Annotated in this window: 17 protein-coding genes; 14 read left to right on the forward strand and 3 right to left on the reverse strand. The window is 58.7% G+C overall.

What is annotated here, in order from left to right; translation table 11 throughout:
• The first annotated feature begins 234 nt into the window (after positions 1-234).
• The 4 genes from HNR38_RS04795 (at position 235) to HNR38_RS04810 (ending at position 7575) form a co-directional block, all read left to right on the forward strand.
• Positions 235-1491, forward strand: coding sequence for an ABC transporter substrate-binding protein (locus HNR38_RS04795; RefSeq protein WP_183700326.1), 1257 nt, complete (start codon positions 235-237; stop codon positions 1489-1491).
• Entirely contained in the window at positions 1488-3257 is a 1770-nt protein-coding gene (locus tag HNR38_RS04800; protein ID WP_183700328.1) for a GGDEF domain-containing protein, read from the forward strand. The genes HNR38_RS04795 and HNR38_RS04800 overlap by 4 nt, the downstream gene beginning before the upstream one ends.
• 98 nt (positions 3258-3355) lie before the next feature.
• Positions 3356-5713: a sensor domain-containing phosphodiesterase gene (locus HNR38_RS04805; protein WP_183700330.1), complete on the forward strand. Its 2358-nt coding sequence runs from the start codon at positions 3356-3358 to the stop codon at positions 5711-5713.
• 38 nt (positions 5714-5751) lie between these two features.
• Positions 5752-7575, forward strand: a complete 1824-nt coding sequence (locus HNR38_RS04810; RefSeq protein ID WP_343068234.1) for a putative bifunctional diguanylate cyclase/phosphodiesterase — start codon at positions 5752-5754, stop codon at positions 7573-7575.
• A 1-nt stretch (position 7576) separates the two neighbouring features.
• Here the strand turns inward: HNR38_RS04810 and HNR38_RS04815 are convergent, their stop codons facing one another.
• Positions 7577-8203 carry a type II secretion system protein N gene (locus HNR38_RS04815; protein WP_183700332.1) on the reverse strand — a complete coding sequence of 209 codons (627 nt, stop codon included), beginning with the start codon at positions 8201-8203 and terminating at the stop codon, positions 7577-7579.
• 192 nt (positions 8204-8395) lie between these two features.
• Here HNR38_RS04815 and gspE point away from each other — a divergent pair, with 192 nt between their 5' ends.
• From gspE to gorA, 10 genes are read left to right on the forward strand one after another with little or no spacing between them, the layout of a single operon-like run.
• Positions 8396-9910, forward strand: coding sequence for a type II secretion system ATPase GspE (gene gspE, locus HNR38_RS04820; RefSeq protein WP_183700334.1), 1515 nt, complete (start codon positions 8396-8398; stop codon positions 9908-9910).
• 2 nt (positions 9911-9912) lie between these two features.
• Positions 9913-11124 (forward strand): type II secretion system inner membrane protein GspF, encoded by a 1212-nt coding sequence (gspF, locus tag HNR38_RS04825; protein WP_183700336.1) that lies wholly within the window; start codon positions 9913-9915, stop codon positions 11122-11124.
• A 48-nt stretch (positions 11125-11172) separates the two neighbouring features.
• Entirely contained in the window at positions 11173-11625 is a 453-nt protein-coding gene (gene gspG, locus HNR38_RS04830; protein WP_183700881.1) for a type II secretion system major pseudopilin GspG, read from the forward strand.
• Positions 11609-12142 carry a type II secretion system minor pseudopilin GspH gene (gene gspH, locus HNR38_RS04835; RefSeq protein WP_183700338.1) on the forward strand — a complete coding sequence of 178 codons (534 nt, stop codon included), beginning with the start codon at positions 11609-11611 and terminating at the stop codon, positions 12140-12142. Before gspG ends, gspH begins: the two co-directional genes overlap by 17 nt.
• A complete protein-coding gene (gspI, locus tag HNR38_RS04840; RefSeq protein WP_183700340.1) occupies positions 12139-12516 on the forward strand; it encodes a type II secretion system minor pseudopilin GspI in 378 nt (125 codons plus the stop codon). Before gspH ends, gspI begins: the two co-directional genes overlap by 4 nt.
• The gene (gene gspJ / locus HNR38_RS04845) at positions 12513-13232 is read left to right on the forward strand and encodes a type II secretion system minor pseudopilin GspJ (protein WP_183700342.1); all 720 of its coding nucleotides are present in this window, start codon (positions 12513-12515) and stop codon (positions 13230-13232) included. The genes gspI and gspJ overlap by 4 nt, the downstream gene beginning before the upstream one ends.
• A complete protein-coding gene (gene gspK / locus HNR38_RS04850) occupies positions 13232-14227 on the forward strand; it encodes a type II secretion system minor pseudopilin GspK (protein WP_183700344.1) in 996 nt (331 codons plus the stop codon). Before gspJ ends, gspK begins: the two co-directional genes overlap by 1 nt.
• 4 nt (positions 14228-14231) lie before the next feature.
• Positions 14232-15530 carry a type II secretion system protein GspL gene (gene gspL / locus HNR38_RS04855; RefSeq protein WP_183700346.1) on the forward strand — a complete coding sequence of 433 codons (1299 nt, stop codon included), beginning with the start codon at positions 14232-14234 and terminating at the stop codon, positions 15528-15530.
• 4 nt (positions 15531-15534) lie between these two features.
• Positions 15535-16047 (forward strand): type II secretion system protein GspM, encoded by a 513-nt coding sequence (gene gspM, locus HNR38_RS04860; RefSeq protein ID WP_183700348.1) that lies wholly within the window; start codon positions 15535-15537, stop codon positions 16045-16047.
• A 60-nt stretch (positions 16048-16107) separates the two neighbouring features.
• On the forward strand, positions 16108-17469 hold the full coding sequence (gene gorA, locus HNR38_RS04865; RefSeq protein WP_183700350.1) for a glutathione-disulfide reductase: 1362 nt from the start codon (positions 16108-16110) through the stop codon (positions 17467-17469).
• 38 nt (positions 17470-17507) lie between these two features.
• On the opposite strand, the gene HNR38_RS04870 is transcribed toward gorA, so the two are convergent.
• Positions 17508-18992, reverse strand: coding sequence for a sensor histidine kinase (locus HNR38_RS04870; protein ID WP_183700352.1), 1485 nt, complete (start codon positions 18990-18992; stop codon positions 17508-17510).
• Positions 18989-19966: an ABC transporter substrate-binding protein gene (locus HNR38_RS04875; protein ID WP_246362380.1), complete on the reverse strand. Its 978-nt coding sequence runs from the start codon at positions 19964-19966 to the stop codon at positions 18989-18991. The genes HNR38_RS04870 and HNR38_RS04875 overlap by 4 nt, the downstream gene beginning before the upstream one ends.

Raw genomic sequence — 19966 nt, forward strand, 5'->3', positions numbered from 1 at the left:
CGAGTCAGGGCCAGCAGCCTGAATGCCTGACAGATATTTTTCCGTCACAAGGTCAACCACGCCTTGTCCTGGGGCTGGACTGGTTGTCCTAGGCCCTTGTCCCTTTTGTTCGTCACTCCCTTGAGCCGACCCCGGAATTTTGTTCTACCCTTAGGATAAAGTCGTAACTTCCCTGAAAAAGGTAGCAATTATCGGGTGTTCCATAATAACAAAAAGCTCGGGGAGTAGACCCTCATGAATCGACGCGACTTGCTGAAAACCGGGGGAGCAGGGCTGTTTCTGGGTAGCTCCGGGTTTCCAGTGATCTCCATGGCTGTGAACCGCAAGCCGACATTGAGGGTGATGGGGACCCACGTCACTCTCCAGGAATCGATACGGCGGCAGGCCGAACAGGATCTGGGGTTCAATATTGAGTTTTATCCGGGAGGCAGCGCTGAGGTCCTGTTTCGTGCCGCCACCGATCCCGCCGCCTTTGATCTGTATGAGCAGTGGTCCAACAGCATTAGGGTCCTCTGGCAGGCGAATGCCATACGCACCATTGATGTTGATCGGTTGCGTTACTGGCCGGAAATAAATGACTTACCAAAAACCGGGCGAATCACGCCAGACTCACCAATGGGCCGGGGCGACGCGCCGAACAAACTGCTTTTTGTTCAGGACGACGGCACACTTGCGTCCGCACCATCCGGCCGGGTGAGCTTTCTTCCCTATGTACACAATACCGACTCCTTTGGTTATAACTCGGACGATGTGCCGGCAGGCGTACCCTATGAAACGGAAAGCTGGGGATGGCTCCTGGATTCCCGCCATCAGGGCCGTGTGGCGGTGGTCAACGCACCGAGTATCGGACTTTTTGACCTGGCGTTGGCTGCCCAGGCCCAGGGTTTGATGAGCTTTCGGGACATCGGCCAGATGTCCCGTCATGAAGTCGACCAACTCTTCGAAATCCTCATAGACTTCAAGCGCCGGGGGCATTTTCGCGGCGTCTGGTCATCAGTGCCTCACTCAATGGACCTGATGGCGCGGGGCGATGTCTCGATTGAGAGTATGTTTTCACCAGCCGCAACCGGTCTGCGTGGCAGAGGCGTGCCCTGCATCTACGCAGCACCGAAAGAAGGGTACCGGGCGTGGTATGGCGTGATGTGTCTTTCGGCAGCTGTCGACAGGGAACACGAAGACATGGCGTATGCCTACATGAACTGGTGGCTGTCAGGGTGGCCGGGTGCTTTTATCGCCCGTCAGGGTTACTACATCGCGAACCCCGAGAGGTCCAGGAAGTACCTGGCTCCCGAAGAGTGGGATTACTGGTATATGGGGGAGCCGGCGGCATACCCCCTGAAGGGCTCGGATGGCCGGATTTCAGTGTCTGAGGGCGAACGGAGACGGGGCGGCAGCTACCATCGCCGGTTCGCCAATGTTGCCGTCTGGAATACCGTGATGGAAACCTACGAGTACTCGCTCACCAAGTGGAAGGAGTTTCTGCTGGCATGATGGCCACGAGGTTCCGGCCTGCTTCATGGCGACTCAAATACCGGATTTTTGCGGGCTTTCTGCTGATCGGCCTGGTCAGTTGTGGTGTTGCGCTGATGCTGGCGTTCACCGTCAACGATGTCTATTCCAGATTTCAGAACTTCACATCATTCAGTCAACGGGTTGAACTGGGCCTCGATCTCTCCGGGCGTATGGTTGAACTGCAGCGGCTTTCCGGTGAATTTGTGAATGATGGCCAAGCCCTGGCTGCCGACCAGGCCTCCCTGGTTCTGTCACAGGCAAAACAGCTTCTGGGGGAACTGGAGTCCACCACCGGTGATCGCTTCGGCTCCCGCGCGAGGATCATGAACGAGCACCTTAGTGGGTTTGAGCAGGCGTTTGTGGAGGTCCGCAAACAGCGGGAGCGTCAGTCCGAGCTGGTTACCGACACCATAACCGAAAGAGCGTTGCGGTATCGTCAGTTGCTGGCGGAATACGAAGCCGGGATTGGCTCGGAGCAAACAGACTGGGTGGCGAGACTGGAGCGCCTGCGCAATTCGGCCCTGCAGATCGAGCGTCACATGCGCAACTATTTTGATCGCCTCGACAATGCGCTGATCCGCGAAATCAATAGCGAAGTCCGGTATTCCCGGGAACTGATCCGTGAGCTGCCCGTCCGCCGTGAAGGCATTGGCAATCCCGGGCTTGTCGGCCAGATGGATGAGGCGCTTCGGTCGTACCAGGCAGCTATTGTGGAAGCCGTACAGCTTACCCGGGGGTTCCTGTATCTGGTCAATGTGGTTATGGCAGCCGAAACCCATGAAATCACCTATCAGGCCGAGCGCCTTGCCGAGGGGCTGAGGAATGAAATGGGGCGGATCGAAACGGAGATGGCCCGCTCAATTCGCCGGGCGATATGGAGTGCCTTGATCGGAACATTCGTGACTCTCTGCCTGATCCTTTTGCTGTCCTGGCGGCTAGGGCAGGGCATTGCTGGTCCCATAGAGCAACTGACCCAGGGGTTCCGCCGTCTTGCCAGGGGAGAACTGGCAGGCGATGCAGACTTGTCGGGTGCCGGTTATGAGTTCCGGGAGCTGTCTCATGCGGCCCAGGTGTTCAGGGAGAAAAACGAGGAAACCCGTCGCCTGCTTGTGCAATACCGCGAACTTAGCGAAGAGTTGGAACACCGCGTGAACGAGCGTACCCGGGAGTTGGAACAGGCCAACCTGCAGTTGGAAAAACTTTCCCGCACGGATGAACTGACCAGGCTGGCGAACCGTCGCTCGTTTGATGAGGTCCTGGCCGTGGAATGGGCGGTTGCCCAGCGCAGCGGCCTGAAGCTCGCGATGCTGATGATGGATATTGATTACTTCAAACCCTACAACGATCATTATGGCCATCTGGCCGGCGATGACTGCTTGCGTCAGGTGGCCGGCACCCTTGAAGCCTGCATGCGCCGCCGGACCGATCTGGTTGCTCGTTATGGTGGAGAAGAGTTTGTCGCTGTGCTCCAGGATACTGATGATCAGGGTGCACTGGCGATGGCGGAGACTCTGAGGCTTGCTGTCCGAAACCTTTGCATTACTCATCAGTACAGCCACCTCGGGATCGTGAGTGTCAGTGTGGGCGCGGCGGTGGCAACGCCCGCAACGAGACCGGGCGAACCGTCTGAGCTGATCCGCCTGGCTGACCAGGCGCTGTACCTTGCCAAGCAGACTGGTCGTGACAGGGCCTGCCTGCTGCCTTTCCGGCCATCCTCCGGTACCTACCGAATGGCGACAGGATGAAAGAGCGACTTTGCGCTAAGCTGAAACTGAGCAGCGTGAACGGAACACGCGCAGGCCGGCAGTTTGAAATGTCTGCAATCTAGCGATGGAACAGGCTCATGATACCGGATCCCATGGAAAAACGGCGACTGGCTGCACTTCAAAAACTGGGCATTATCAATACCCCGCCGGAGGAACGGTTCGACAGGCTGGTCAGGATTGCCCGTCAGTTTTATGGTGTCCGGACCGCGCTGTTTACGGTGCTTGATGAAGAACGTCAGTGGTCGAAATCCCGGGTTGGCGATGATTCCGGTGACATGCCCCGGGCAGCCGCGTTCTGCGACTATGCCATTCGGCAGGACAAGGCCTTTATCGTCGAGGACGCGGCCCAGGATCCCCGGTTCTCGCGGAATCCGTGGGTGCATGGGGATAGGCCTATCCGGTTTTATGCGGGGGTGCCGGTTCGTGAACCCAGTGGTTTCAAGATTGGCACTCTGTGCATCGTAGACGGCCAACCCCGCAGTATCCGGGAGACGGACCTTGACGTCCTGCGCACGCTGGCCAGCCTGATTGAAGATGAACTGGAAAACGCCCTGCGTGCTGCGGATACCGATTCTGATATCCGAGTGTCCCATCTGGGACGAGCCATATACCGGGCCCAGAATGTCTTTTTCACCACCAGTAGTGACCAGCAGGCATTTGAGCTGATGCTCGGGGACTTTCTGGCGTTGACCGGCAGTGAATTTGGCCTGATTGGTGAAGTTCTGTACCGGGAAGACAATACGCCTTACCTCAAGGTGGGGGCAATAACCAACATTGCCTGGAGCCCGGAAACCGAAGGTTTGTTTCAGCAGGTGGAGCGCCGGGGCATGCTGTTCGAGCGTACCGACAATCTTTTGGGGGCCGCTTTGCTTTCCGGCGAGGTCGTGGTTGCCAACGACTATGCCACCGATTCCCGACGGGGCGGCCTGCCTCCCGGGCACCCGCCCATCCGGAGTTACATCGGGCTGCCGGTTTATTCGGGGGATGCACTGATCGGCCTCGTCGGGCTGGCCAATCGAAAACAGGGTTACCGTGAACAGCTCGCTGAGGATCTGGCACCGTTGCTCCAGACACTGGGAACCCTGATCGAGCGTAAGCGCCTGCATGAGGAAAAAAGGGAGCACCAGAAAAGTCTTGAACAGGCTGCATACTACGATGCGCTCACCGGGTTACCTAACCGGCGCCGGCTTACCGAATTGTTTGAACAGGAACTGTTCGAGGCGGATCAGCGTCAGGGAACCGTCTCGGTTTGCTATATTGATCTGGACGGGTTCAAGGAAATTAATGATGAGCACGGCCATTCGGTTGGGGATTCGGTGCTCCGATCAATTTCAGAGAGGTTGAAGTCAACGGTCAGAGCCCATGACATTATCGGTCGCCTTGGCGGTGACGAGTTTGTCGCCATCCTCCGGGACGTATCCGACATAAGGGTCTATTCACGGATTCTGGAGTCCATCCGCCAGCCCATCAGTTACCGACACAGTGTCCTGAAACTGTCCGGGAGCATGGGCGTGACCCTCTATCCTGATGATGATGCGGATAGTGATCTGCTCTTGCGCCATGCTGATCAGGCGATGTATGCCGCCAAGGAAGGGGGCAAAAACACCTATCGGATCTTTGATCTACAACTGCATTTCAATCGCAAGGAGCGGGTCAGGGTACTCGAACAGGTTTCAGCCGCCCTTAAGGAGGCCCAGTTCCAGTTGTATTATCAGCCGAAAGTTGACCTGAAACATCGCACTGTTGGGGGCTTCGAGGCGCTGTTACGCTGGAACCACCCGCAAGAGGGGCTCGTGGGCCCCGGACGCTTCCTGGATTATCTTGAATACACCGAATATGCACGGTCTGTGGGCAATTGGGTCATCAGTGAGGGGGTGCAACGCCTGCTCGAGTTCTATCGCAAGGGGTTGCCATACACCATCAGTGTCAATCTCAGCCCATCCCATTTCCTGGGCGGTGACTTTATGGCGGATCTGGAGAAAGCCATTGAGCCATTAAATAGTGACATCCGTCCGCGACTGATTCTCGAAATCCTGGAAACAACGGCCATGGACGATGCTGATATGGTGGTGCACCGGCTGAATCAGTGTCGTCACCTTGGCCTGAAGGTGTCACTGGATGATTTTGGCACCGGATACTCTTCACTGGACTATTTCCGCCGTCTGCCCGTAAATGAAATCAAGGTTGACCGTTCCTTCGTCGGTGACATGGAGGAAGATCCGGATGATGAAATGGTCATTCGGGCAATTATCGCCCTTTCCAGGAGCTTTGGTCGCCGTATTGTGGCCGAAGGCATTGAAACACAAGCCGTGCAGGAGCACCTGATTGAACTAGGCTGTGATGTGGGACAGGGCTATTTCTATTCGCGGCCGATGTGTTTTCAGGATGCGCTGGCCTGGGCCGATGGTTTTGTCTGGCCGGAAAATTCCGGCTAACGTGCCCGGGACATGGTACCCGATGGAGGGTTGGGCAGGTGGCAGAACAACAGCAGTTTTCTGGCTTATCACAATCCATCTATGAACTGATCGTCCAGCACGCGCCGCTGGATGTTGTGCTCAGTGCCATCACCACGGTGATGGAAGAGGAACTGCCAGGGGCGCTGGTCTCCGTCATGCTTTATTCGGCGGAAACCGGAAAGCTGGACATGGTTGCCGGCAGCAGTTTCTCGGAAGCCTATAAGGCTGAAATGCAGGGTATTTCCATTGGTCCGTTCAAGGGGGCCTGTGGCGCTGCCGCCCACAACCGGGAGCTGACGGTCTGCGAAGACATCGCCAGTGACCGGCGCTGGAATGGTTTCCATACAATCACATCGGAAGAACGACTTGCCGCCTGCTGGTCGACGCCCCTGGTCAAAAACAACGGCCAGTTACTCGGAACCTTTGCGACCTATTACCGGGAAAAACGTCGTCCCACGGACGATGAAATCCAGTTGATCCGACGGGCTGCAGGCTTGGTGGTGTTGGCCATTACCCACCAGGAAAACGAACGCCTCCTGAACCAGTATTCGACTCACGATCTGCTGACCGGACTACCCAACCGGGCATTGTTCGAAGCCCACCTCTCCTATGCCTGCCAGCAGGAGGGGCAGGGTGCCCCGGTGTCGGTGATTCATGTTGATCTGGATGACTTCAAACCGGTCAACAACACCCTGGGGTACGCCATTGGGGACCGTCTGCTGAAAACCATGGCGGAGCGGCTGCAGAAGACCATTGGTGATCGTGGTCTGGTGGCGCGACTGGGTGCCGATGAATTTGCGGTATTGCTCACAGGCCCCGAATCGCCGCCGCAGATTACCCGGTGTGCCGATGAAATACTCCACGACTTGTCCCGCCCCTTTGAGATAGAGGGTAACCAGCTACACATCAGCGCCAGCGTTGGTATTGCGTCGCAACATAGTCGACCGATGAGGGCGGAAGAACTGATGTGCTATGCTGACGCAGCCGTACAGGATGCGAAAGCCGAAGGGCGTAATACCTGGCACTGGTTTGAAGGACTGTCACCGACGATCAACAGTGAATATGTGACGATGCGCCGGGAACTGATGGAGGCGATCGAGCAACAGCAGTTTGAGGTTCATTACCAGCCCATCATTGCCGCTACCTCCGGGCGAATCCGGGGTGTGGAAGCCCTGGTCCGCTGGCGTCACCCCAGCCGCGGTCTGATTGCACCCGGCCAGTTCATACCGCTCGCCGAGCAGACCGGTCAGATAGTAGCGATTGGCCAGTGGGTGCTACAGCGTGCCTGCGCCGATATCGCCACATGGAATCGACAACATAGCCAGGAACTCACGGTGTTTGTGAATATTTCACCGCTCCAGTTCCGGCGGTATGGCTTCCTGCAGGAAATACAGCGCGCATTGGAGGAGAGTCAACTGGCACCGGAGCTTCTGGAACTGGAAGTCACCGAGAATGTCCTGATGTCGGGAACCGGCCGGGCGATTGAGACCCTCGGCGAAATTCGCGACATGGGGGTGCGGGTGGCCATTGACGACTTCGGTACCGGCTATTCCAGCCTGCGCTACCTGCGCGAGCTGCCTATTAACAAGGTCAAGGTTGATCGCAGCTTTATCACCGATATTACCGATAATTCGGGCAATGCCGCTATCGTTCAGGGCATCATCACCATGGCCCACCATCTGGGCCTCCGGGTCGTGGGTGAGGGGGTTGAAACCCCGGAACAGGCCCAGGACCTGGAACAGCGGGGTTGCGATTTTCTACAGGGGTTTCTGTTCTACCGTCCCATGCCCCTGGCGGATCTGCACCCTGCTATTGCCTCCGGCAAGAGGCATGCCCGGTGACTTACTGATTGGCCCGTAACCGCTGCTGCAACTGTTCCAGTCTGCGCTGAATCTCCTGGCGTCGGGGCTGGCTGGCTGCCACAGGTCGGTCTGTACCCATACCGGCATCGTCGGTCGCGGTCTCAGGCTCCTGACTGGTCGGGGTCTCTGCCAGCGCGGGGCTATCGCTCAGGTAAATGTTGGCCAGTGTGCCGTTGTGCTCAACGATGATCCTGGAAGGAAATACCCGGCGCAGGATGCCTCCGCCCGGCAGGGTATCCCCCTCGGCATAGGCTTTGGTGGTGCCATCATCGGTCTCGATCAGAGCCGTGCCCGGCGATTTGCCGGCGGCTGCCAGGGCGCCGCGCAAGGTTAGTCCGGTGGTGTTTTCAGGGGCCGGCCGGTTGCTGGCCTTGCCCGAGGCGTTGGCAGTTCCAGGCGTTCCGAAAAGGGGGATGGCTGACAGTTCAGAGCGGGGTTCCGGCATACCCTGATTCGGCCCGGCCATGTTTACCCCGGTGATCTCCGGGGTTTCCCTCGTGGCCTCGGTCTGCCAGAACCGATAGATCTGCCAGCCGGTACCGGCCAGCATGGCCAGGGCGGCGGCCAGCGTAATCAGCAGTGGGGTGTTCCGGTCAGTTCCAGTCATGGCTGGCCCTGTTGGCGATGGTCATCGTTTGCCTCCGTTCAGCGTACATCTCCAGATGGCTGACCAGCATTATAGTGCACCCATTGAGGCTGTGGTTCTGATTTCCTGTGCTACTTTTTCAGAAGGAAGCGTCGGAGCCATGGTGACAGTACCGGCCCTTCACCAAGAGGTAGTTCCAGGAACTCAACGAGGATGAGCGTGAACGCCGAGACCAATGTGCCCCAACCGGATGCCCTGATGCACCGGCTTCCCTACAACTTTGCCCGCCGAAACGGGGTGCTTCTGACCCGGGATGCCAATGAGGACACCGTCATCCTGTTTCGCGCCAACGCCCAGCGTGCGGCCCTGGCAGAAGCGAACCGGGTCAGCGGTGGCCATGCCCGGTTCTCGCTGGTGCCCGATGGCCAGTTTGACGACGCGCTGCAGGAGGCATATCAGACCGATTCAGCAGAAACCATGCAGATGGTGGAGGGAATCGGCAATGAAATGGATCTGCTATCCCTTGCCGAGTCCGTCCCCGAAAGTGAGGACCTGCTTGAACAGCAGGACGATGCCCCGATCATTCGACTGATCAATGCCATTCTGACTGAAGCCGTGCGCAGCAACGCTTCGGATGTCCACATCGAGACCTATGAGCGGCGCTTGGTGGTCCGTTTTCGCATTGACGGGGTGCTGCAGGAAGTCGTGCAGCCGAAGCGGGCTCTGGCCCCCATGCTGGTCTCACGGATCAAGGTGATGGCAAGGCTCGATATCGCTGAAAAACGGGTACCCCAGGACGGCCGCATCGCCTTGAAAGTGGCTGGGCGGGAGGTGGATATCCGGGTTTCCACCATGCCTTCGTCCAATGGGGAACGGGTAGTGCTCAGGCTGTTGGACAAGCAGGCCGGGGCCATCCGGCTGGATTCCATGGGAATGGCCGTTGGCGACCTGAGCAGCCTGCGCAGACTCATTCGCCGCCCTTACGGCATCGTGTTAGTCACCGGCCCGACTGGCTCGGGCAAATCCACCACCCTTTATGCCTCGCTACAGGAAATCAACGATCGATCCCGGAATATCCTGACGGTGGAGGACCCCATTGAATACAACCTGCCGGGTATCGGTCAGACTCAGGTTAACACCAAGGTTCACATGACATTTGCCCGGGGACTCCGGGCGATTCTCCGTCAGGATCCGGATGTGGTGATGATCGGCGAGATACGGGATCTGGAAACCGCGGAAATCGCGGTCCAGGCCAGCCTCACCGGTCATCTGGTGTTCTCAACCCTGCACACCAATTCGGCGGTGGGCGCAATTACCCGCCTGCTGGATATGGGCATTGAGCCCTTTCTGATTTCATCCAGCCTTGTCGGAATTGTGGCACAGCGACTGGTCCGCAAGCTCTGCATGGAATGCCGGGAACCCTATTTTCCGGATCCTGAGCAGTGCGACTTCATGCAACAGGATCCGGACAATCCGCCTTCCATCTTCCGGGCCCGGGGCTGTGATTACTGTAACCAACTGGGGTATCGGGGTCGGATGGGCATATTCGAGGTGGTTGAAGTGACCGAACCCATCAGTGCGCTCATCCACAAACGCAAGGGCGAACTCGATCTGGAGCGGGAAGCCCGCAAGCGCAGTCCGAGTATTCATGCCGACGGTGTACAGAAGATTCTTGATGGCAAAACGACCGTGGAAGAAGTCCTCCGCGTTACCTATCGGGGGCCCTGATCATGCCTGCATTTGAGTTCCGTGCCCTGGATGCGCGGGGACGGCAGAAACAGGGCGTCATGGAGGCGGACGCTCCGCGCGCGGTTCGACAGCGCCTGCGGGACCGGGGGATGATTCCACTGGCGGTCGATACCGCCTATGACCAAAGGGCACCGGCCGGTTGGATGGCGCGGCGAGGGATACTGGCGCCCGCCGACCTGGCATTGGTTACACGCCAGCTGTCGACCCTTATTCATTCCGGTATTCCGGTCGAAGAGGCCCTGAGCGCCGCGGCCAACCAGTCCGCCAAACCGCGGATCCGGACCATGCTGATTGCCATTCGGGCGAAGGTTATGGAGGGGTACACCTTTGCCGACAGCCTGGGCCAATTCCCCAGGGCCTTTCCACATCTCTACCGCGCCACCGTTGCCGCCGGTGAGCGGGCAGGGCACCTGGATCTCGTGCTCGAGCGGCTTGCTGATTTTACCGAGAACCGTCAGGAGGCCCGTCAGAAAATACAGTTGGCTGCGATCTATCCGGTTATTCTTTCAGTGGTCGCCGTTGCCATTGTGGTGTTCCTGCTGACCTATGTGGTTCCCGATATTGTGGAGGTCTTCATTCGTCAGGGCCAGGACCTGCCTGGCTTGACAGTGATCCTGCTGGGCATATCCGGGTTCCTGGCCAGTTATGGTGTGTATCTTATGTTGCTGGTGTTGACCGGGATTCTGGCAGTCCGCCTTGCATTGGCCCGGGACGCGCTGAGACTCAAGCTGCATCAGCGTCTGCTTCACCTGCCTTTACTCAAAGGCATGGTACGGGGCGTCAATACCGCGCGTTACGCCAGTACCCTGAGCATCCTGACAAGCAGCGGGGTTCCCCTGGTCGAGGCCATGCGCATTGCCGGAGAAGTACTGGGTAATGAGCACCTTCGGCAGCAACTGAGGGAGTCCGCCAAAACGGTCAGCGAGGGGGGAGCGCTCCACGTTTCTCTGGAACAGACCGGTTATTTTCCGCCGATGATGCTGCACATGATCGCCAGTGGTGAGGCAAGTGGAGAACTGGATGCCATGCTGGAACGCACCGCAAAAATGCAGGAAGCCACGCTTCAGGCCCGGATCGCGACCATGGTCAGCCTGTTTGAGCCCCTGATGCTGCTGGTGATGGGGGGCGTGGTTCTGGTGATCGTACTGGCCGTGATGCTGCCCATACTGAATGTCAGCAATTTGGTGGGTTAACCACAGCGATGGTGCCGGATTGGCGCCGATCTTAGAAGGGAGGCGATGATGACAATAACAGTGAATGATGGCGCCAGGGCGCATCGGGGGTTCACCCTTATCGAGATCATGGTGGTAATGGTCATTCTCGGGCTGCTGGTGGCCATTGTGGCCCCCAATATCATGGGGCGCAGCGATCAGGCCCGAGTGACCGTGGCTGAGACCCAGCTCAGCAATATCGCCAACGCGCTGGATCTGTATCGCCTGGACAACAGCCACTACCCCTCCACCCAGCAGGGACTGGAGGCATTGGTCAACCGGCCCGGCGGTTCCCCGGAAGCGAATAACTGGAACCCGGAAGGCTATATGAAAGCGGTTCCGGAAGATCCCTGGGGCAACCAGTACCAGTATGTGAGCCCGGGAGCGGAACAGCCCTATGATCTCTACTCCTACGGCGCTGACGGACAGGAAGGCGGCGAGGGCGATGCGGCAGACATCAGTGTCCATGATATCGGAGCCTGAACAGGGAACGGCTCAAGGCTTCACACTGGTTGAGATTCTGGTTGTTGTTCTGCTGATGGGTCTGGTGGCGTCCCTTCTGGTGGCCAATCAGGTTGGCAGTTCCCGTCGGCAGGCATTGCAGGTATCGGTGTCGGAGCTGTTTGGCCTGATGCAGGCTGCTTCGGAACAGGCGGTATTGGACAACCAGGAGATGGGGCTTGAGGTCGACGGACGACACTATCGGTTTCTGGTCTATGACGAGTTCCAGAGCCAGTGGCGGGTCGCGGCTGATCGGATCTACCGGGAACGCAGCCTGCCCCCGGCAACGACAATACGGCAAACCACCGATAGCGTGCCCCCTCGGCTGTCGGATGATGCCGGCACACCCCAGCCGGACATCGTATTTTTCTCCAGTGGTGAAACCACGCCCTTCCGCCTCGAGCTGCAGGGCAATGCTGATGATGTCGCCCGGTATGTCATTGCCTCTGACGGCTTCCAGCCCATGACTCTGGTGCGCCCGGGTGGGGAGGGATCATGAAGGGCAGCCATGGATTCACCCTGCTGGAAGTGATGGTCGCGGTGCTCGTGTTCGGATTGGTGGCAACGGCGGCGGCCCGTGTGGCCGGAAACTACATTACCGGCTATGAACGCATCAGGGACAAAACCCTGGCGGGCTGGATCGCCGATAACGAAATCAACCGATTTCGGCTTCAGGACAACCTTCCCGAGGTCTCGGAAACGTCCAGAGACCTATCATACGGGGGCGCGGACTGGCGTCTGGAAACTGAAATCTCGGCAACGTCCGAGGCCGGTATGAGGCGGGTCGAAGTCACGGTCGGGCGCTATTCCGCTGACCGCGCCCAGTCGCACCCGGTGCTGAATGTCTCTGCGTTCCTGGGGAATGGGCGGTGATATCCGTTTGCGGTGTCAGGGCCGCCGACAAGCCACAACAGGGCTTTACCCTGCTGGAAGTGCTGGTGGCCATTTCGATTACCGCCATTATTGGCCTTGCGGTATGGCAGGTAACCAGCAGCGTGATTCAGGCCCGTGACCGGGTTGATGCACTGGCGAGCGACTTTGGACAACTTCAGCGGGCCATAGTGTTGCTCGAACGGGACCTGACTCAGGCGATTAACCGGCCGGTCAGAACACCGGATGGCGGCTACGAACCGGCACTGGTCTTCGCTGGCCCGGGCGCAGCACTGCAGGTGACCCGACAGGGCTGGCGCAACCCGCTGGGCCTCAGGCGCAGTCGACTGCAGCGTGTGGGCTGGCAGTACCGGGACGGTGACATTCATCGGTTTTCGTGGCCAGTGCTGGATCGGGTATCACAGGAAAGCCTTCAGGACGTCCGCCTGCTTGGCGATATTAAGGCTTTTCGGTTGCGGTTCATGGACCATCAGGGGCAGTGGCACGGCCAATGGCCGGTGGCAGACATGGCCCAGGCGACGGGCGCCCCGGGCACGATGGTCCCTCTGCCCAGGGCTGTTGAAATCGTCCTTGAGCATCAACAGTTCGGTGCCCTTGAACGACTGTTTGTCCTTCCGGATTACGAGCCTGCCGACAGTGCTGGAGATAACCCGGATGGCCCGGTTGGTGACGCACTGGCGGATGGAGGGCAGTCCTGATGCCGGGGCGCTATGGTAAACAGCGCGGCGTGGCCCTGATCATGGTGCTGCTGGCCATGGCCCTTGTGGTGGTTTTGGCCACGGGCATGATCAGTCAGCAGAGCCTGCGGGTATTCCGGGCAAGTCATTATCTGGCACAGCAGCAGGGCTACACCATTGCCACCGGAGCCGAGACCTTTGCCCGCAGTCTGCTGTACCGGGACTACCAGGATGACCAGGAGGCAGGCAGCCTGGTCGACAGCCCGGATGAGTTCTGGGCCCGATACGCGTTGATACTGCCGATGGACATCGATGGCCTGGTTGAGATCCAGATAGAGGATCTGGGCGGGCGGATCAATCTGAACGATCTGGTCGGCCCAACCGGGCAGGTCAATGAACGGGTGCGGGAGCAACTTCAGCGGCTTTTCCGTATTCAGGACATTACCACTGTATCGGTGGACGCGCTGATTGACTGGATTGATGCCGACGGGGACATGACCGGGGCCGGGGGTGGCGAAGACAGTAGCTATCGGACACTGGATCCGCCCTACCTGAGCGCCAATCAGCCGTTTGTGTCGGTCAGTGAGCTGCGGCTCATGCCGGGCATGACAGAGCAGGCCTACCATTCACTGCGGCCGAACGTCTCAGCCCTGCCACGGGGGGGAGCCGGGATTAACGTCAATATGGCGCCGTTACCGGTATTGCAGTCATTGGCAGAAGAGCTGACCGAGCGCCAGGCCTTATTGCTGGTGGAACACCGGGAACAGCAGGTCTATAACAGTGTGAGCGATTTCCTGGCGCAGCCCTTGGTTGAGGGCATTGGCCTGGCCCGGCAGGGGCTCACGGTCAATTCGAGCTATTTTGAGGTTGTATCTCGCATTACCTACGCTGGCCAGGAGGTGACCATGGTCAGCACGGTGTTCAGAAATGGGGAGGGGGAAGTGCAGACCCTTCACCGGGACATTTCCCAAAGACGCCGGATGACCAGGGAACCGTATACCTTTTCAGAGGGATAATGCCATGCCGTACCGACTGTATCTTCGGCCGGGAACTGATGATCATGCCAGTGATGCTGAATCCTGCCGGTACGACTGGTTACTTCAGGACGCCTCCGGTCACAGTCAGGACAGTGGCCAGCAACAGACCCGGCAAGCGATTGAGCGGTCCCTGTCCGAAAAAGGGCTGGACAGTATGGTTCTGGTCGGGTTGATTCCGGCTGAAGAGGCTCTGTTCTGTATCGCTGATATCCCGGCCAGGCAGAATCGACTGGTTCGGCAGGCGGTGCCCTACGCCATTGAGGATCAGCTCTCCCAGGACGTTGAAAGCCTGCATTTCGCCCTTGGGAGCCGAACCTCACAGGGGTACCCGGTTGCGGTCATTGATCGTGAACGGATGGCTTACTGGTTGTCCCTGTTTGAGGGCTGGCAGCACGGGCGGCTGGAAGCCGTTTACCCGGATGCGAGCCTGTTGCCGCTGACGACGGGTGGCTGGACGGTGTGTCTGGATGGTGAGGTGACCCTGATGCTGAACGAACGGGGAGAATGGGTGGCTGTGAATGCGGACACGCTTCCCGCTTTTGCCCACACCATGTCGATCACCTCGACCGAAACGGTGGAAACCAGCATTCCGATACGTATCCATACCCCCATGAAAACGACGCGGGCCAGCCAGGAGATTGCCCGCGCCTTCCGGGAAGTGGATGACCGTTTTCTGGTGGAAACGCAGACCCTGGAGCATTCGGTTCTGCATTTTCTGGCCTGGTCGGACTATCAGCATCTGTCTGACCCCATTAACCTCTGTCAGGGGGTGTTTTCCCCGGCCTCCAACAACCAGCTCCTGAACTCCTGGCGCCCTCTGGTTGCCGTATGTGGCCTCTGGTTCATCCTTCAGGTTGGTCTGAACCTGGGAATGGGAGTCTATCACCAGAAGCAGGCAGACCGCCTGGAGCAACGTGCCATGGCGATATACCACCAGGTTTTCCCGAATGACACCCGGACCCATCCCGGGAACGTCCGCCGGGTCGTACAGGGTCAGTTGAGAGTGGCTGGTGCAGGCGCCTCGGGGATGGATTTTCTGAAGCTGCTGTCTTACACCGCTGACCAATACCAGCAGTTGCCCGGGGCGCAACCGGTGACCGTCAACGCCATCAATTTCAATCGTAACCAGGGGCAACTGGTCGTGGATATGCATGCAAACAGTTACGATCCACTGAGCCGTTTGCGCGATAGCCTGGCGGAAGTAGGGTTACAGGCGGATATCGATTCCGTGGTCAACGAACCTGCCGGCACCCGTGGCCGGCTTACCGTGTCGGGAGATTGAGCCAATGTGGCCTCGAATCAGGGACCGGTCCGGCCTGGGCAAACTGATTGCCCGGTTTGATCAACTGCCGGCAAGAGATCGAAGGGCGCTATCGTTGCTGATGGTCGCATTGCTCCTGGCAGTATTGTATTTTGTGGTCTGGCAGCCGGCCTCCGGATTCTATCAGTCCGCCCGGGCCAGCCATGATAATGCCGGAGAATTGGCCGCCTGGATGCAGGCCAGCCAGCCACAGCTTCAAACGCTCGCCGCATCAGGTAGAGGTGACAAACCAACCGACCGCCGGGCCTTGATTGCTCTGGTGACCCAGTTGGCCGATGAAGAGGGCCTTGAGCTGCAACGTTTTGAGCCCAGCGGTGAACAGGGCGTGCGACTCTGGCTGGAGCCAGCGGCTTTCTCGGAGCTTGCCGTGTGGCTGGAACGACTGGCCAAGGATCACGGGGTGATTGTGGATCAGGCCGGGCTGGATCGGGGAGATGTTCCTGGTACCGTGACAGCAAGGCTGACCCTTGCCCTCTGAGCCAATTGCCCAGTCCGGACCGATAAACCAGACGGTTTTGTATTTCAACGGGGAGTAACTGTGTCTGAAAGCTATGATTTTGACCTGATTGTCATCGGGGCCGGGTCTGGCGGCGTGCGCCTGGCCCGGATGTCTGCCCAGCGCGGGGCTCGTGTTGCGGTGGTGGAGTCCCGGCATCTTGGTGGAACCTGCGTGAACGTTGGGTGCGTGCCCAAAAAGCTGTTTGTCTATGGCTCTCACATCAGGGATGAGCTAGAGGATGCAGCAGGTTATGGCTGGCAGTTACCGGTCGACCAGGCGAGCTTTGACTGGCCGACCCTGGTTGCCAACAAAAATGCCGAGATTGAACGGCTGAACGGGATCTATGGTCGCCTCCTGAGCAACGCCGGTGTTGAAATCATCCAGGGAACCGCTGCCATGGCCGATGCCAATACGGTTGTGGTGGGTGACAAGCAATACTCAGCGGAACGCATTGCTGTGGTCACGGGCAGTTGGCCGTCAATCCCGGACATTCCCGGACGGGAGCACCTGCTGAGCTCCAATGAGATGTTCTATCTGCCCCAGCTCCCGCGGCACGCGGTCATCTGGGGTGGGGGCTATATTGCCGTGGAGTTTGCGGGCATTCTGTCAGGGCTGGGTGTTGAAACAACGCTGCTGTACCGGGGGGATCTGTTTCTGCGGGGGTTTGATGATGATGTCCGCCAGTTTGTCGCGGAGGAAATGCGCAAGAAAGGGGTGGATCTTCGGTTCAATGTCACCATTGATGCCGTTGAGGCAACGGATGCGGGTTACCAGTTATCCCTTAGCAATGGTGAAGCCCTGGAAACCGGGCTGGTGATGGCGGCCACCGGGCGGCGACCACTCATTGATGGCCTGGGTCTGACTGAGCTGGGGGTGGCATTGACGGCCTCCGGTCATGTCCAGGTTGACGACCACTTCCAGACGGCAGTTCCCTCCATTTACGCGTTGGGCGATGTGATCGGCACACCGCAGTTGACGCCGGTCGCGCTGGCTCAGGGGATGGTGCTTTCCCGCCGGCTGTTTGGCGATGGTCTGGGTGAGATGGATTACGAAGCGATTCCAACCGCGGTTTTCTGCAATCCGGATATCGGCACGGTGGGGCTCACCGAACAGGAGGCCAGCGAGAGAGGGTATCGCCTGCGTATTTACCGGACCGATTTCCGTCCAATGAAGTACACCCTGCCGGGGCGGGATGAGCGATCCCTGATGAAATTGGTGGTGGATGATGACACCGACCGCGTACTGGGGGCCCACATGGTTGGCCCGGAAGCCGGTGAAATCACCCAGGGCCTGGCAGTGGCGATCAAAGCTGGCGCCACCAAAGCCCAGTTCGATGCCACCCTGGGCATTCATCCCACTTCAGCAGAGGAATTCGTCACCATGCGTGAGGCCGCTCGCTAACCGGCCTGTAGCCAGGCCCAGTCCGGTGGCGCCCCGGGTCATTCGTCGTGATCGGGGGCGTTGCTGGTTCCATCGGCCCGCAGGAAAGTCAGTTCAAAGCGGACGTGTGCTTCCGGTGCACCGTCGCCTCCGACCTGAACATAGCCGCCCATCAGCTCCACCAGATGCTGCAACACAGAAAGGCTAAGAGCATTGGAGCGGACCGGCCCATCGGCGCCCGGTCCGATACTGGTTCCATCAATGCTGCAAGTCAGGTGGACCTGCTCGTCATCGACTGCAATCAGGTGAGCTCTGATCCGGATCACACCCTGATTGCTGAAGCTCAGGGCATTGTTGAGAAATCCCGCAAAAACCTGACGCAACCTTGCCGGATCCCCCTGTACCATTGCCGGTTGCGGCCAGTTGCCTGCAAACAGGATCTCCAGCGCCATTTCCTTGTGTTCGGCGGCCAGACGGAAGGAGGCCGTACAGTTATCCAGAAGGCTACGCAGGTCAAAAGCCTGGGGCTTGATGCCGGAGGCAATCCCGTCGACGCCCGCATACTCAACAATATCGGAAATGACCGTAAGAAGGTCTTCTGTGGATTGCCGGGCGGTCCCCAGATAATCCCGCTGTCGCTTAGTCAGAGGTTCCCTTGAAACCAGCTCGAGGATGCCATAGACCCCCTGCAGGGGCGTGCGCAGCTCATCGCTGATTACGGTCAGAAACTCGGACTTGGCCTCACTGGCGTTTTCGGCCTTCTCCCGGGCTGTTTCGGATAGTCTGAGGGTGCGTTCCCGGTCTGATTCGGTCCGATGCAGATGCCCTGCCAGCTCATTCAGTTGCTCCTGGATCTCCCGGATCTCCCGGGCAGTGCTCTGATACGCAGGCTGTTCCCGGTAATCCCCCTGAATCAGCCTGGTAACCCGCGTACTCAGTTGCCTGACCGGGTTCAGGGTATTACCCAGAAAGTGTTGCACCAGTATAACGGCGAACACCAGCACCACACCGCCCACGATCAGAGAGGACCAGAGAATCTCCGCACGGCGGCTCGTTAGCACTCCTGAGTCGACACCCACTTCCACCGTGCCGACCCGAAGTGCACTGTCACCTGCGGTCCACTGACTGTTGAAAAGCGCTCCGTCAGCGGGAAACTTCAGCGGTTCCTGCAGAATTTCAGCTGAATAGATGTTGAAACCGCTCCGCCGTGACTGCCTTGGCGTTGAGTCCCGACTGATGGCTCCCACTTCGTCGCCGGTGACATCCGTGACCCGTATCCAGGTGGCGTCGCTGCGATACAGGGACTTTTCCAGAATCTGCTCAAGGGCACCGGTATTACCGGAAACCACGGCGTATTCAAGTACCGGTGCCAGGCTGTCGGCGAGCAGTTGGCTGCTGCTCTCCAGATTATCCCGGGCATCCTGCAGCCGGGCAGAGGTAAAGAACACCATCAGTGTGATGAACATTACCACAGAGGGCAGGGCCCCAAGCATGAGGAGCCAGGTCGACAAACGCAGGTCCGTCTTTCGGGTGACGGGATTCATTCGGACATCTCCCCGGCATTTTCCTCCAGCATCCGGTTGATGGTGCTGGCAATCTGTTCAGGGTCTGGAAGCGGAATATTCAGGGATCGGGCAACCTGCTCATTGACTTCCACCCGGTATTCGATGGGGTAGTCAGAGGGCGGGAAGTGCCCGGTTGCCAGAAACTGTTCAAGATGCCGGCTGGCCTGATCCGCCATCGTGTCCATCGGAGGATAGCTGGAGGCCAGGGCCCCGGCTTTGACATAGATCTGATTGGGTCCGATCAGAATTTTGTTGCGACGATAGGCGGTCAGAAGAATGTGTTTGATATTGCGGGGGTTATAGATTGCATCATCCGGACCCGCCAGGAGAAAGTCGCCATAGCTCAGAGCCCGGTTCAATGCCGGAATAAGCTGATCATTGGTATCCGCAACGAAAATCCGTGCTTCCAGGCCGAAAGCTTCCAACTGGCCAAGCAGCGGCTGGTAAAGGTCGGAGGATTCTGTGCTGGCCAGCAGCGCGATCCGCGTGGCCTGGGGCAGAATGGCTTTACCGGTTAACGCCTGACGGATCAGCGGGACTTCCTGATAGACAGCGCTGAGCTGACTACCCGGGCGCCCCGGGTAGTCTTCCACTGAGGACTTCTTTACCAGTAACGCCAGAACCGGTGGAGGGGGATCAAGGTTCTGCGCACGAGTGACTGCAGCGGGGCCTATCGCAATCACGGGCACATTGTGGGAAGAGGGGCTATGCCAGTCAGACAGGGGCCGAAGCACCAGCGTTTCCCGGACCCGTTCCTCAATCAGGCGAATCACATACTGATCCAGTGCATCGTTTCCGGAACCGGCGACAAACACCTCCCGGGTGTCGGCAGGCTGTCCGTAACCGGCCGCCGGGAACCCAATCAGAAACAGCAGGGCACAGAGTGCGGCCAGCGACAAGGCATAGCCGTGTGCAAAGCGCCGTTGGGCGGCAAAGTGTGGGATCGCTGTCAT

It is taken from the genome of Marinobacter oulmenensis, assembly GCF_014201735.1.
In the GTDB taxonomy this organism is placed as follows: Bacteria; Pseudomonadota; Gammaproteobacteria; order Pseudomonadales; family Oleiphilaceae; genus Marinobacter; species Marinobacter oulmenensis.